General features: G+C 62.9%; 14 protein-coding genes. 9 read left to right on the top strand and 5 right to left on the bottom strand.

What is annotated here, in order from left to right:
* Positions 1–24: 24 nt before the first annotated feature.
* Positions 25–726: an IclR family transcriptional regulator gene (locus AC3WQS_RS08485; protein WP_007729342.1), complete on the bottom strand. Its 702-nt coding sequence runs from the start codon at positions 724–726 to the stop codon at positions 25–27.
* Positions 727–904: 178 nt separating this feature from the next.
* Between AC3WQS_RS08485 and leuC the strand changes: the two genes are divergently transcribed.
* From leuC to AC3WQS_RS08500, 3 genes are all read left to right on the top strand, one after another.
* Positions 905–2,326 (top strand): 3-isopropylmalate dehydratase large subunit, encoded by a 1,422-nt coding sequence (gene leuC, locus AC3WQS_RS08490; protein ID WP_019747936.1) that lies wholly within the window; start codon positions 905–907, stop codon positions 2,324–2,326.
* A gap of 28 nt (positions 2,327–2,354) precedes the next feature.
* On the top strand, positions 2,355–2,963 hold the full coding sequence (gene leuD / locus AC3WQS_RS08495; RefSeq protein ID WP_492712713.1) for a 3-isopropylmalate dehydratase small subunit: 609 nt from the start codon (positions 2,355–2,357) through the stop codon (positions 2,961–2,963).
* 157 nt (positions 2,964–3,120) lie between these two features.
* A complete protein-coding gene (locus AC3WQS_RS08500) occupies positions 3,121–3,807 on the top strand; it encodes an HU family DNA-binding protein (protein ID WP_020907264.1) in 687 nt (228 codons plus the stop codon).
* Positions 3,808–3,995: 188 nt separating this feature from the next.
* Here the strand turns inward: AC3WQS_RS08500 and AC3WQS_RS08505 are convergent, their stop codons facing one another.
* The 3 genes from AC3WQS_RS08505 to cofC are packed head-to-tail and all read right to left on the bottom strand — an operon-like array spanning position 3,996 to position 7,984.
* Complete coding sequence (locus AC3WQS_RS08505; protein WP_019747939.1) at positions 3,996–4,922, bottom strand: bifunctional NUDIX hydrolase/histidine phosphatase family protein; 927 nt, start codon at positions 4,920–4,922, stop codon at positions 3,996–3,998.
* Between the two features lie 17 nt (positions 4,923–4,939).
* A complete protein-coding gene (locus tag AC3WQS_RS08510) occupies positions 4,940–7,183 on the bottom strand; it encodes an RNA degradosome polyphosphate kinase (protein WP_003942685.1) in 2,244 nt (747 codons plus the stop codon).
* 51 nt (positions 7,184–7,234) lie between these two features.
* A complete protein-coding gene (cofC, locus tag AC3WQS_RS08515; RefSeq protein WP_081098351.1) occupies positions 7,235–7,984 on the bottom strand; it encodes a 2-phospho-L-lactate guanylyltransferase in 750 nt (249 codons plus the stop codon).
* 126 nt (positions 7,985–8,110) lie between these two features.
* On the opposite strand from cofC, the gene AC3WQS_RS08520 reads away from it, so the two are divergent.
* The 3 genes from AC3WQS_RS08520 (at position 8,111) to AC3WQS_RS08530 (ending at position 11,436) form a co-directional block, all read left to right on the top strand.
* Positions 8,111–9,109: an NAD(P)H-dependent glycerol-3-phosphate dehydrogenase gene (locus AC3WQS_RS08520; RefSeq protein WP_492713286.1), complete on the top strand. Its 999-nt coding sequence runs from the start codon at positions 8,111–8,113 to the stop codon at positions 9,107–9,109.
* On the top strand, positions 9,106–10,257 hold the full coding sequence (locus tag AC3WQS_RS08525; protein WP_492713285.1) for a cystathionine gamma-lyase: 1,152 nt from the start codon (positions 9,106–9,108) through the stop codon (positions 10,255–10,257). Before AC3WQS_RS08520 ends, AC3WQS_RS08525 begins: the two co-directional genes overlap by 4 nt.
* Before the next feature lie 72 nt (positions 10,258–10,329).
* On the top strand, positions 10,330–11,436 hold the full coding sequence (locus tag AC3WQS_RS08530; RefSeq protein WP_492713284.1) for a D-alanine--D-alanine ligase family protein: 1,107 nt from the start codon (positions 10,330–10,332) through the stop codon (positions 11,434–11,436).
* On the opposite strand, the gene AC3WQS_RS08535 is transcribed toward AC3WQS_RS08530, so the two are convergent.
* Positions 11,437–12,129, bottom strand: coding sequence for a DUF3515 domain-containing protein (locus AC3WQS_RS08535; RefSeq protein WP_080910870.1), 693 nt, complete (start codon positions 12,127–12,129; stop codon positions 11,437–11,439).
* 77 nt (positions 12,130–12,206) lie between these two features.
* On the opposite strand from AC3WQS_RS08535, the gene AC3WQS_RS08540 reads away from it, so the two are divergent.
* From AC3WQS_RS08540 to AC3WQS_RS08550, 3 genes are read left to right on the top strand one after another with little or no spacing between them, the layout of a single operon-like run.
* Positions 12,207–13,256, top strand: a complete 1,050-nt coding sequence (locus AC3WQS_RS08540) for a thiamine-phosphate kinase (RefSeq protein WP_492713283.1) — start codon at positions 12,207–12,209, stop codon at positions 13,254–13,256.
* A gap of 9 nt (positions 13,257–13,265) precedes the next feature.
* Positions 13,266–13,787: a gamma carbonic anhydrase family protein gene (locus tag AC3WQS_RS08545; protein ID WP_020969320.1), complete on the top strand. Its 522-nt coding sequence runs from the start codon at positions 13,266–13,268 to the stop codon at positions 13,785–13,787.
* Positions 13,787–14,458 carry a uracil-DNA glycosylase gene (locus AC3WQS_RS08550; RefSeq protein ID WP_020907272.1) on the top strand — a complete coding sequence of 224 codons (672 nt, stop codon included), beginning with the start codon at positions 13,787–13,789 and terminating at the stop codon, positions 14,456–14,458. Before AC3WQS_RS08545 ends, AC3WQS_RS08550 begins: the two co-directional genes overlap by 1 nt.
* The last annotated feature ends 50 nt before the right edge of the window (positions 14,459–14,508 follow it).

Below are 14,508 nucleotides of genomic sequence, written 5' to 3' on the forward strand. Positions count from 1 at the left end.
CTGAAGGCCTTACTGTGTCACGAATTACAGACGCTTGTGGAGCGCTTCGGCAGCTGCGAGAAGGTCCGCCGCCCAGCGGGCTCCCGGTCGTCTACCCATCCGATCGATGGGGCCGGAGACCGAAATCGCGGCAATGACAGCGCCTGCCGAGTCTCGGACGGGAGCCGCGACGCTGGCGACACCCGGCTCACGTTCGGCTGCACTCTGTGCCCAGCCGCGCCGGCGAACCTCGAGGAGCACTCGTTCGCCGAACGACGCATCGGCGAGAACGGTCCGTTGGGTTTGTGGATCTGCCCATGCGAGAAGGACCTTGGCGCCGGAACCGGCATTCATCGGCAGCCTGGCCCCGACGAGAACTGTGTCGCGAAGGCCCGTGGGCGGTTCCATCGACGCAACGCAGATGCGTTGGGTGCCTTCCCGGCGGTACAGCTGGACGCTTTCGCCGGTGATTTCGCGAAGGCGGGGGAGGATGAGTCCGGCCGCAGCAATGAGTGGATCATTAGCGGTGGCAGCGAGTTCGGCGAGTCCGGGCCCTGGGCACCACTGACCATCCGAGTCGCGTGTGAGGAGTCGATGGACTTCGAGACCGACGGCGAGTCTATGGGCGGTCGCGCGCGGCAAACCGGTTCGTGCACAGAGTTCGGTGAGGCTGCACGGTTCCTCAGCTACTGCATGAAGAACGCCCATTGCTTTGTCCAGGACGCCGATGCCGCTATGCTGTCTCATAGGTCGATACCAGTTTCTCGCATAGTGGGATGATAGCGCATTTCCTGGTGGACTAGCGCATTTGCTGAAGGGCTAGTGCATTTCCTAGGGGCAGTCTGCATCTGCTGTGAGGGCTGGAGACCTACTTCACGCGCGGCGGGCCAGCCCGTAGTCCGCCGACGCGAGGCTACGTACAGAGGTGGAAGACATGGCACAGAAAGCACGCACTCTCGCCGAGAAGGTGTGGGACGACCACGTTGTCGTGAAAGGGGAGGGGCAGGATCCCGACCTCATCTACATCGATCTCCACCTCGTTCACGAAGTGACGAGCCCGCAGGCATTCGACGGACTTCGCTTGGCCGGACGCCCGTTGCGCCGTCCCGACCTGACGATCGCCACCGAGGACCACAACGTTCCGACGATCGACATCGACAAGCCGATCGCCGATCCCGTGTCCAAGACTCAGGTCGACACCTTGCGCCGAAATTGCGAGGAGTTCGGAGTTCGCTTGCACCGCATGGGCGATCTCGATCAGGGCATCGTGCATGTGGTCGGACCGCAGCTCGGCCTGACTCAGCCGGGAACCACCGTGGTGTGCGGCGACAGTCATACGTCGACGCACGGCGCATTCGGTGCGCTCGCAATGGGAATCGGCACCAGCGAGGTCGAGCACGTGATGGCGACGCAGACATTGTCGTTGCGCCCCTTCAAGACCATGGCGATCACGGTCGACGGCGAGCTGCCTCCTGGCGTCACGAGCAAGGACTTGATCCTGGCAGTCATCGCCAAGATCGGCACCGGCGGCGGCCAGGGCTACGTCCTGGAGTACCGCGGCGAGGCCATTCGCAAACTGTCGATGGAAGCTCGTATGACCATCTGCAACATGTCGATCGAGGCCGGAGCCCGTGCGGGCATGATCGCACCGGACGAGACCACTTACGAGTTCATCAAGGGCCGTCCGCATGCACCGTCGGGCGCAGAGTGGGACGAAGCCGTCGCCGCGTGGGAGTTGCTCAAGACCGACGAGGGCGCCGAATTCGACAACGAGGTCCACATCGACGCAAGCGCATTGACGCCTTTTGTCACGTGGGGAACCAATCCGGGACAGGGTGCACCGCTCGGTGACCGAGTGCCCGATCCGGAACTGATCGTCGACGAGAGCGAGCGTCAGGCTGCCGAGAAGGCGCTCACCTACATGGGTCTCGACGCCGGCATGGCGCTTCGGGATGTTGCTGTCGACACCGTCTTCGTCGGTTCGTGCACCAACGGACGCATCGAAGATCTGCGCGCGGTGGCCGAGGTGCTCGAGGGTCGCCATGTGGCAGAGGGCGTTCGGATGCTCATCGTTCCCGGCTCGATGCGGGTGCGTGCTCAAGCCGAAAGTGAAGGTCTCGGTGAAATCTTCACGGCGGCAGGGGCCGAATGGCGCCAGGCCGGTTGCTCGATGTGCTTGGGAATGAACCCTGACCAGCTTGCTCCCGGCGAGCGTTCGGCATCGACGTCCAACCGGAATTTCGAAGGCCGACAGGGTAAAGGCGGTCGGACCCATCTGGTTTCCCCGCTCGTCGCGGCTGCCACTGCGGTCCGCGGAACGCTCTCGGCACCGGCCGATCTGGTCTGACCCACTTACCATCTCGAGGAGAATTTCGATGGAATCCTTTACCACGCACAAGGGTATCGGCGTCCCGCTGCGACGCTCGAATGTCGATACCGATCAGATCATCCCTGCCGTGTACCTGAAACGGGTGACGCGCACGGGATTCGAGGACGGGCTGTTTGCAGGCTGGCGCACCGACCGCAACTTCATTCTCAATCTGGCTCCGTACGACAAGGGAAGTGTCCTCGTAGCCGGGCCCGATTTCGGCACGGGCTCTTCGCGTGAGCATGCCGTGTGGGCTCTCTCCGACTTCGGATTTCGGGTCGTCATCGCTTCCCGGTTCGCCGACATCTTCCGCGGGAACGCCGGAAAAGCCGGTCTCGTAGCGGCACAAGTCGAGCAGAGCGACGTCGAATTGCTCTGGAAGTTGCTCGAAGAGCAGCCCGGACTGGAATTGACAGTAGATCTCGAGAATCGGACCGTGAGCGCCGGAACTACGGTGGTGCCGTTCAATATTGACGACTACACACGGTGGCGTCTGCTGGAGGGTCTCGACGACATCGGACTGACATTGCGGCAGGTAGAGGCGATTTCCGAGTTCGAAAAGTCAAGGCCTTCATGGAAACCGACTACCCTTCCAGCCCGAATTTCGCAGGGCTGAACCGAAATCCGCAACTCCGCGCGGGAAGAGAAATAGGTCACCATTTCGCAGTCACGTTGAATGAGAATTGGCGTGGCACATAGACTCTTGCCGTTATCAGGTTTACCGTGGTTCTCAGTCGGTCCGACGGTGGACCACAATTAGCGGAGGAATTTCAATGAACAAGGCAGAGCTCATCGATGTTCTGACTGAAAAGCTGGGTTCGGACAGGCGCACAGCGACCGACGCAGTGGAGCACGTCGTGGACACCATCGTCCGCGCCGTCCACCGTGGCGAGAGCGTGACCATCACCGGCTTCGGAGTCTTCGAGCAGCGTCGTCGTGCAGCACGTGTTGCACGCAACCCGCGTACGGGCGAGACCGTCAAGGTCAAGCCGACGTCGGTTCCGGCTTTCCGTCCGGGTGCGCAGTTCAAGGCTGTTATCGCTGGTGGACAGAAGCTTCCGGCCACCGGCCCGGCAGTCAAGCGTGGCGTAGCAGCACCGGCCACCAAGGCTGCAGCCAAGAAGGCTGCTGCCAAGAAGACCGCAGCCAAGAAGGCTCCGGCAAAGAAGGCTCCGGCCAAGACCGCAGCCAAGAAGACGGTTGCCGCGAAGGCGCCCGCCAAGAAGGCTCCGGCCAAGACCGCAGCCAAGAAGACGGTTGCCACCAAGGCGCCCGCCAAGAAGGCTCCGGCCAAGACCGCAGCCAAGAAGACGGTTGCCACCAAGGCTCCCGCCAAGAAGGCTCCGGCCAAGACCGCAGCCAAGGCTCCGGCCAAGAAGGCTCCGGCCAAGAAGGCTCCGGCCAAGACCGCAGCCAAGAAGGCTCCGGCCAAGAAGGCTCCGGCCAAGCGCGGAAAGTAGTCGCGTTCGGGTGAAAAACCCGATGCCGTAAGACAAAGAGGTGGGGGGGGGGGGGGGGGGGGGGGGCGGCCGCGGATCTGATCCGCGGCTCCACCTCTTTTCGCTGTCTGGGAGAAGTGTGAATTCTCCTGTGTTTCAGTGCTTTGCAAAACTACCGAATCGAGCTGGGGCCGGTTGGTCCAAATCCCTCAGGAGTTGGCGACTTTGGGGAGCGGGCTGTCGAGGTGATCGGCGGCGACGAGACGGCCGTCGAGGAACGAGAGCACCCAAGTGCTCGCCTTACGGTTGCGTGCAGAGGGCAGTGTTACACCGGCCGTATCAGCCCACCAGCGCATCAAATCGGGGATGACGCCTCCTTGGCTGCAGATCACTGGAGTGCCCTCCAGTGCGGCAATCTGCAGCGCACGTGCCCGAGCGGCGTCGGGATCGGCCTCGTAACCTTCTTCGGTCAGAAGAGGTTCCGTCGAAATCTCGACACCCAATGCCTCCGCCAACGGCATTACGGTGTCGATGCAGCGCGTACGGTCAGCCGCGAAAACCGAATCGGCTCCGAAGATTTTCAGCTGTTCGACCAAGGCGGCGGATTGTTCTTTGCCCTTGGCGTCGAGTGGACGCAAATTGTCGTCGCCCTTGTACCGCTTACGGCTTCCAGCCTTTGCGTGGCGGACGAGTAATACCGTTTTCGTGTCAGGCCGAATGGAAACGAAGCGGCGAAGAATCATTCGATCCATCGGGTAGGAAAGATGATCGGCGACCTCGGCGACCGGAAGCCAATAGAGAACATCTACTTCGTTATTCGGCCCGAAATCTCCGTCGACTGCTTCGGCCGACCAGTATTCGACTCGTTTGAGTTTGCGATGTCCCGGGATCGGGTACGTCACGCCACCGAGGTGCCTTCCGAAACGTCCGGTGATCGAGGTCTCTTCGCGGACCTCGCGAACTGCTGCGGTCAAGAAGGTCTCGCCTGGATCGAGCTTTCCTTTGGGGAATGACCAGTCGTCGTACTTCGGTCGATGTACGACGGCGATCTCGATGGCGGAAGGATCCTGGGGAGCCTTCCGCCACAGAACCGCGCCTGCGGCAAAGATGTTGGCTTTGACCGGCTTGTCGCTCATGGTGTGATCCGAGCCCGTCAAGACCCGCTGGCGGTGCGGCTGCGCATCAACGACTGTTGATGCTCACGTACGTCCTCACCGCGTTCGGGGGCAGCTACCCAACTGCCGTCCGGATGCAGTACCCAGCAGCGAGTTCGCGGATCGAGAGCGGAATCGAAGATGTCACCGAGTTGCTTCGACAGTTTCGGATCCTTGACCTGCACCATGACCTCGACGCGGCGATCGAGGTTGCGGTGCATCATGTCTGCGCTGCCGATCCAGAATTCGTCGGCCGAGCGGAAATGGAACATTCGCGAGTGTTCGAGGAACCGCCCGAGAATGGAACGTACTTCGATGTTTTCGCTGAGGCCCGGAACACCCGGCTTGAGCGCGCAGATTCCGCGGACCACGATCTCGACGGGGATACCGGCCTTGGACGCGCGGTACAACGCGTCGATGACCTGCTCGTCGACCAATGCGTTGGCTTTCAAGCGGATACCGGCATCGCGGCCTGCAAGCTTGTGAGCGATCTCGTTGTCGATCCGCTCGATGATCCCGCGGCGAACCCCGTACGGCGCAACGAGAAGGTTGCGGTAGCTCGTCTTTCGGGAGTATCCGGTCAGCGAGTTGAAGAGGTCGGTGAGGTCGGCACCGATCTCCGGTGCTGCGGTGAGCAATCCGACGTCCTCGTACATGCGCGCGGTCTTCGGGTTGTAGTTGCCGGTGCCGATGTGGCAGTAGCGACGAATGGTCGAACCTTCGCGCCTGACGACGAGGCACGTCTTGCAGTGAGTCTTGAGACCGACGAGACCGTAGACGACGTGAACGCCGGCCTGCTCGAGTTTGCGTGCCCACTTGATGTTGGCCTGCTCGTCGAAGCGCGCCTTGATCTCCACGAGGGCAACAACTTGCTTGCCGGCCTCGGCGGCGTCGATCAGTGCGTTGACGATGGGGGAGTCGCCCGAAGTTCGGTACAGGGTCTGCTTGATCGCGAGCACCTGCGGGTCGGCCGCGGCCTGTTCGATGAAGCGTTGAACGCTGGTGGAAAACGAGTCGTAAGGGTGGTGGACGAGCACGTCGCCCTCGCGCAGGGTCGAGAACACACTCTTCGGTGTCTCACGCTCGCCGAACGCCGGATGCGTCGCCGGGACGAACGGAGCGTCCTTGAGCGCCGGGCGATCGACGGCGTAAACCTGCCAGAGGCAGGACAAGTCGAGGAGCCCGGAAACCTCGATCACGTCAGCCGGATCGACGTCGAGTTCACGCAGAAGCAGTTCGAGCATGTGCTCGGTCATGTCGTCGGCAACTTCGAGGCGAACGGGCGAACCGAAACGACGACGCGCCAATTCACGTTCGAGTGCCTGCAGCAGATCCTCGTCCCGATCCTCTTCGACCTCGAAATCGGCGTTGCGTGTGATTCGGAAGGCGTGATGTTCGACGATTTCCATTCCGGGGAACAGCACGTCCAGATGAGCCGAAATCAGTTCTTCCATCGGGAGGAACGAATCGATGGTGGACGAAGACGTCGTGCTCTTGACTCGCACGAACCGGCCGACGTTGTCGGGGACCTTGACGCGAGCGAAGTGTTCGCCGCGGGTGACGGAGTCCTTCACTGTCACGGCGAGGTTGAGGCTCAGTCCGCTGATGTAGGGGAACGGGTGGGCGTGATCGACTGCCAACGGCGTCAGTACCGGGAAGACCTGCTCGTGGAAATGCGCCGAGAGCCGGCCGTGATCGTCGGCACTGAGGTCGGCCCATCGAACAATTGAAATGCCTTCTGCCGCCAGGGCAGGGCGGACCGAGTCGAGAAACACGTGTGCGTGCTTGTCGGCGAGTTCCTGGGTGCGACGCGCAATGAGCGCCAATTGTTCGCGTGGGGAGAGGCCGTCGGCGGACCTGACCGACAGTCCCGTCTCGTCGCGGCGCTTGAGTCCGGCGACCCGGACCATGAAAAATTCGTCGAGATTGGAAGCGAAGATGGCGAGGAACTTTGCGCGTTCGAGCAACGGCAGTGACTCGTCGGCAGCCAATGCGAGAACACGGGCATTGAAATCGAGCCAGCTGAGTTCGCGGTTTAGGTAACGATCCTCGGGAAGTCCGACGAGCAATTCGGGTAGCTCTGCCTTGGTAGCTGCAGGGGGAGCGCCCGGGATGTTGGTGGCGACCGCGACGGCCTGAGATCGCGGCGAGGTGGCCGCGCCGTTCTCGTGCCGGCCGGAGCTGTGGTCTCCGTCCGACTGGTCTTCGGAAATACGGTTTTCGAGTGCTTCGCCATTGCTCACTCGTCGATCATCCCCCACAATCGCGCGGTCCGACAATCGATGAAAGAAAATTCATCGACTGTTCGACGGCGTGGCCTTGAGTCTGGTCAACGAAGCCAATGTCGCGGGGCCCACTCCCAGTGCGCGCACGGTGTCGAGGTCGGCGTGGGTGTCGACGTCGGTGCGCAGTCCCGGCCATTGGCCGTTGAGTGGACGAGCACCTGAATTAGCATGTCCCCGTGCGGATTCCGGACCGAATCGGGGGTCGAGCGCACTCTCGCCACACGCAAACAATGCGGAAGTGCCGGAGCCGTGGTGATCGACGACGACTGAACGTCCACCGCTTCGGGCGGCGGCCACGGCCTCCGTCAGTTCGCTCGGTCGCATCGCGGGCAAGTCGGCTTGCAGCACAACGAGGTCGACCACTCCGCGTTTGGCTCGGATATCGGCGGCCGCTGCACTCAACGCTGCGTTGAGGGTTTCCTCCGCGCGCGGTGAGGCGCCGTTGGTCAGCGAGATGTCGGGAGCTGGATCGGCGTAGACCGTCACGCCGACGGAATACGCAAGAGCGGCAACGGTCGGGTCTGGGGTGACCACCGTGACGGTGTCGATGGCAGAGACGGCGGCAACGGTCGCGAGGGTGTCGTGAAGCATGGCCAACACGAGGTCTGCACGCGCGTCCGCGTCGAGTTCGCCCGCGAGCCGGGACTTGGCCGATCTCAAGGACTTGACGGCCACTATCGCATGCATGGGGCGTTCGATCTCCGTGCGCGCATGCGGTGTCTCCACGACGTGTGGGTACGGGGGTTCCGCGCTGTCCATCCCTCGATCTTGCCAGTCATCACGCTCGGTGTCCGCGGCTGCCCACCGCAGCGCACCACAGGCGATACTCTGTGCAGACGATTTTTCTGGCGGCGACCCGCTTCGCCGGGTAGACGGGGTGAGCGTGTGAGTAAGGCAGCTGTATTGGGCGCAGGTTCGTGGGGAACAGCGTTGGCCAAGGTGATGGCCGAGGCCGGAACCGACGTGACGATGTGGGCCAGGCGTGAAGAGGTCGCGAAGCGCATCGACACCACGCACGAGAACAGCGACTATCTGCCAGGCATTGCTTTGCCTTCGTCGATTCGCGCGACCCACCACCACGAGGAGGCGATGGCAGGCGCTGACTTCATCGTGCTGGCGGTTCCCTCGCAGTCGCTACGGGGAAACCTGGAGCAGTGGAAAGGCTCGATCGGACCCGATGCGACTCTGCTGAGTCTGGCCAAGGGAATCGAGGCCGGGACGCTCATGCGCATGAGCCAGGTCATCGTGTCGGTGACCGGCGTGGAACCGGGGCGCGTCGCGGTGCTCTCGGGCCCGAATCTTGCACACGAGATCGCCAGCGGGCAGCCAGCGGCCACGGTGATCGCCTGCTCGGATTCCTCGCGTGCCCTCGCTCTCCAGGATGCTTGCGCTACCGGCTATTTCAGGCCGTACACCAACTCCGACGTCATCGGTTGCGAGATCGGTGGCGCGTGCAAGAACGTGATCGCGCTGGCCTGCGGCATGGCCGCCGGTAGTGGATTCGGCGACAACACGGTTGCCAGCATCATCACCCGTGGTCTCGCCGAGACGATTCGGCTCGGTGTCGCGCTCGGCGCCAAGGCGTCGACGCTTGCAGGCTTGGCGGGCGTCGGTGATCTGGTCGCGACCTGCACGTCCGAGTTGTCGCGAAACCGGACGTTCGGAGAGCGACTCGGACGGGGCGGGTCGATGGAGTCGGCACAGAAGGCAACCAACGGTCAGGTCGCCGAGGGCGTGAAGTCGTGTACGTCGGTACGCGCACTCGCTGCCGGCTACGACGTGGAGATGCCGTTGACCGACGCGGTCCATCGGGTGTGCCACGAAGGCATGGCCGTCAGCGATGCGATCGGTCAGTTGCTCGGACGCCGGACGAAGCCGGAATGAGTGAAATTAATGTGAGTGATTTCGAGGGTTACGGGGATTCGACGCGCAGTGTGAGCGCCGTTGCGCGCGAACACGCTGCGGGTCAGCCCATGCAGCTGGGTCCGATATTTGCTGCGCCGTACCAACTTTCGGTGGACGAAGGCTCCGAGTCCGATACCTATGCTCGAGCGTCGAACCCGGGTTGGCGCGGACTCGAATCGGCGCTCGCGGCGCTCGAAGGGGCGGACCACGCACTCGTCATGGGGTCGGGGATGTCTGCGATCACCGCGACCTTGCGCAGCGTGCTCGTCGCCGGGGATACCGTCGTCGTGCCCTCGGACGGGTACTACCAGGTGCGGTTGTACGCGAACGAACGGTTGGCTCCGTTGGGAATCACCGTTCGCGAAGTCTCGACCCTGCAGATGGGCGACGCGAGCTTCGCGGATCTGCTCGACGCGTCACCGGGTCGCGTGGTCGTCGTCGCCGAGACGCCGTCCAACCCGGTGCTGGACGTGGTCGACCTTCGCGTGCTCGCCGACGTGTGCCACCGAGCGGGTGCGCTGCTGATCGTCGACAACACGACTGCAACACCGCTGGGGCAGCGCCCGCTCGAATTGGGTGCCGACGTCGTGGTGGCCAGCGGTACCAAGGCACTCAGCGGGCACAGTGACCTCCTGATGGGTTACGTCGCTACTTCCGATGCGGCGGTGAGTCAGCGGATCGAGCGTGAGCGACTTCTTTCGGGAACAGTGCTCGGCCCCTTCGAGACGTGGCTTGCGCACCGGAGTCTCGGCACGGCAGGCCTGCGATTCGGGCGTCAGTGCGACAACGCGCTGGCCCTGGCCGAGATGTTGGCTGGACACAAAGCGGTCCGGTCCGTTCGTTATCCCGGCCTTCGCGGTGACCCGTCCTACACAACGGCATACGGTCAGATGAAACGATTCGGCGGATTGGTGAGCGTCGAGTTGGATTCGGCTCAAGCATTCCACTCGTTCGTCGAAGCGGGCAATCTCGTCACGGCCGCCACCAGCTTCGGTGGGATCCACACGACGGCGGATCGTCGTGCGCGCTGGGGCGATCCGGTCAGTGCGGGTTTTGTCCGAATCGCTTGTGGCATCGAGGACACCGCTGATCTTCTGGCCGACATCGAGCGCGCGCTCGACGCGTGAGCGGACCACGTCGATGATTTCCGGCCCGGCCCGATCGCGTGCCGAAGTCGATTCGGCGGTACGGTTTGACGCGTGAACAGCAGCCGTACCCGCGTGGCCGTGATCTTCGGTGGCCGGAGCAATGAGCATTCAGTGTCCTGTGTTTCCGCCGGAAGCGTCCTGAGCAACCTCGACCCGGATCGGTACGACGTCGTACCGATCGGCATCACCGTCGACGGTTCCTGGGTCCTCGGGTCGAGCGACCCCAGCTCCCTCGCGATCAGCGGGCGCGCGTTGCCGTCGGTCGACAAAGACGGAACGTCGGTGGTCCTCAGCGCGGACCCCACCCGTGAGGGCGAGATCATCTCCTTCGACGGCTCCGACGCCGGTGCTGTGCTCGCGTCGGTCGACGTCGTTTTCCCCGTTCTGCATGGGGCTTACGGCGAAGACGGCACCATTCAGGGATTGCTCGAACTTGCCGGGGTTCCGTATGTCGGACCCGGAGTCCTGGCCAGCGCCGCCGGCATGGACAAAGAGTTCACGAAGAAGCTTCTTGCCGCTGAAGGACTTCCCGTCGGAGTGCAGGTCGTGCTTCGACCGGGAATCGCAACGCTGACCGAAGAGCAGAAGGCGGAGTTGGGCCTTCCCGTGTTCGTGAAGCCCGCTCGTGGTGGTTCGTCCATCGGCATCACCCGGGTGAGCAATTGGGACGGTCTGGACGGGGCGATCGCTCATGCGCGCCTGCACGATCCCAAGGTGATCGTCGAAGGCGCGATCATCGGCCGTGAGGTGGAATGCGGCGTCCTCGAATTCCCGAACGGTGACGTCAAGGCGAGTGTGGTCGCTGAGATCCGGATGCCGGATTCCGACACCGATTCGGACGCGTTCTACGACTTCGACACCAAGTACCTCGACGACGTCTGCGAATTCGACATCCCCGCGAAACTCGACGAGTCGGTGAGCGACCAGATCAGGGAGCTTGCAGTCCGCGCGTTCAAGGCACTCGATTGCCAGGGACTCTCGCGGGTCGATTTCTTCGTCACGGCTGACGGCCCGGTGATCAACGAGATCAACACGATGCCCGGGTTCACTTCCATCTCGATGTATCCGAAGATGTGGAACGCCACCGGAATCGATTACCGCACTTTGATTTCGACACTGGTCGACACCGCCATCGCTCGCGGTACCGGACTTCGCTGATCAGGGAACCGCGACCGGCGCCGGGTCGAGGGGCTTCTGTTCGAGAGTCGCCGTGATGGTGTCGGAGATCTCCTGAATCGGCGTCGGGCCGGTCCCGTCGGGGATCGTGATACCGATGTACTCACCGCGGTCTACGGCAAACCAAGTGCTCGCAGCCAGACCGACGTCGGTTCCCGAGACCTGGAACCATTGGACACCGTTCACAACCTGTAGTGCTGCAGCCTGGTCGAACTCGGTCGGACGGTCGAGCCCGCAGCGCAACACGATCGGCTCACCTTCGCTGCGCTGCCAAGCTGCCGCTCCAGCCGGAGCAGGGTCAACCAACTCGGCTTTCGTGAAGTCGTCGATCTTGTCGGGGAGCGCACCGAGGAGGGAAACGCAGGCCTCCGACTCCGCTGCCGGTGCCGGTACGGGTCCCAGCGCTACCGGCGAGAGTTCAGGGTTGTTTCCCGCGACGACGGCCGCGATCACCACTCCGACGATCAGGGCTACCGGGAGCGCGATGGCGGTGGCGATCAGCGCCGGACTGCGGCGCTCGGACGGATCGTTGTCGCTATCGGGGTCGATGTCGGCGTTGTCTGCGGTGGAGGTGTTTTCTGCCATGCTCAGTTCTTCGCTCGGGTCCTGGTCCAGTCGATCAGCGGTCTCGTCACTTCGCAGGGCACGTCGGTGAATCGGTAGGATTGCCGACACACGCGTGAGCTTGCAGAAGCATTCACGACCACAGCTAGAAGGTACCGCAGGCCGCTTACGAGCGAATTGCGTCGGCATTGGAGACACTCATCGCATCATCGGAGTTCGCTGCATCATCTGAGTTCACAGCATCATCTGAGTTCGGGTCAGAGCACACTGTTGAACAGGTGGGGGAGTTCGACGTGATCGCGCGATCTCTGGTCGGCCGAATCCAACCGGTCACCACCGAATTGGGGCCGGGTGACGATGCCGCGATCGTGACGTCCGGAGACGGCCGTGTGGTTGTCTCGTCCGACATGCTGGTCGAAGGTCGGCATTTCCGAATGGATTGGTCTTCGCCACGCGACATCGGCCGAAAGGCAGTGGCACAGAACGCTGCGGATGTCGTCTCGATGGGAGCGCGGCCGACGGCATTCACCGTGTCTCTGGGATGCCCGCCTTCGACTCCGGTCGACGTGATCGACGCAATCTCCGCGGGAATCTGGGACGCGGCAACTGATCTGGGGGCCGGTGTGGTCGGCGGTGACCTGGTCCAGTCACCGGTGATCGTGGTGTCGGTGACCGTGCTCGGCGATCTCGGTGGCCGTCCGGCAGTTCTGCGTTCGGGAGCAAAGATCGGTGACAAGATCGCGGTCGCCGGGTTGTTCGGTTGCTCGGCAGCAGGGTTGGCACTACTGCTCGACGAAGCCGTATTGCTCGACGAAGCCGAAAGCTTTCCAGACTTGCTTGCCGCTCATCGTGTTCCGAATCCGCCGTATCAATCGGCATGGGACGCCGCAGAATCAGCACATTCCATGACGGACGTATCCGACGGATTGATCGCGGACCTTCGACATCTCGCAGAGGCCTCGCACGTGCGGTTCGACATCATCTCGGCCGCGGTTCCCACCTCACCCGATGTCGCATCGGCGGCCGAGGCGCTCGACGTCGATCCGCTGGACTGGATCCTCTCCGGTGGTGAAGATCACGGATTTGCAGCAACTTTCGGGCCTGAGGTCGAGATTCCGTCGGGTTGGACTGTGATCGGTTCGGTTGCGGCCGGTTCCGGCGTGAGCGTCGACGGTGCACTTCGCGAGAGCGGCGGGGGATGGCACAGCTTTTCGACCACCGGCACCACCGCGGTATAGGTTGCTTTCATGGCTGTATATGCACTTGGAGACAGAGTTCCGGACATTCATCCGGACGCATACGTTCACCCGGACGCGGTGGTGATCGGCGCTGTGACTCTCGCGGCGGGCACCTCGATCTGGCCGCAGGCGGTATTGCGTGGTGACTACGGAACCATTTCGGTGGGAACCGGATCCAACATCCAGGACGGAACTGTCATCCATTGCACCGCCATCGATGCGACTGTCATCGGTTCCGGTTGCGTGGTGGGCCACAACGCGCACATCGAGGGGTCGACCATCGAGGACCACTGCCTGATCGCATCGGGATCCGTGGTTCTCAACGGAACGGTGATCGGGACGGGGTCGATCGTCGCCGCGGGTGCGGTGGTGGCCAACAAGATGCAGGTTCCCCCGCGCAGCATGGCACTCGGTGTGCCCGCCAAGGTCCGTGCGGGATACGAAGTTCCGCTCGGCCACCTCGACGGAAACGTCAAGATGTACGCAGCCAATGCGGCGTACTACCGCGACGCGTTGCGCAGGCTCGACTGATGGCGCCGCTTGCAGAGATCGTCGATCCAGGGTGGGCGCGGGCACTCGAACCGGTCTCGGAGCAGATCTCCGCGATGGGTAAGTTCTTGCGCGAAGAGATCGCTGCGGGACGGGAGTATCTGCCTGCGGGAGAGAACGTCTTGCGTGCATTCACGAACCCGTTCGACGACGTTCGGGTGCTCATCGTCGGTCAAGATCCCTATCCGACGCCCGGTCATGCTGTCGGGTTGAGCTTTTCGGTTGCCCCGGACGTGCGGCCGGTTCCACGAAGTCTCGGTAATATCTACAAGGAGTATCACCAGGATCTCGGGTTGCCGATACCGCCGAACGGCGATCTGACGCCGTGGTCGAAACAAGGTGTGCTGCTTCTCAATCGCGTACTCACCGTGCAGCCGGGTCAAGCCGCTTCTCATCGTAAGAAGGGCTGGGAGCCGGTGACCGAGCAGGCTATCCGCGCTTTGGTGGCGCGGTCGTCACCGATGGTGGCGATCTTGTGGGGTCGTGACGCGGCCACTCTTGCGCCGATGCTGGGCGACACACCGATCATCGAATCAGCGCACCCGTCACCGCTTTCGGCTTCGCGCGGCTTCTTCGGTTCGCGCCCGTTCAGTCGTGCGAACGAACTCTTGACCGGACTCGGGGCCGACCCGGTCGACTGGAATCTGGGCTGATCGAACTGCGCCTGCACTCACCTGGCATGCCGAACGTCGTGACACGACAT

This window comes from Rhodococcus sp. FW305-130 (assembly GCF_058788335.1).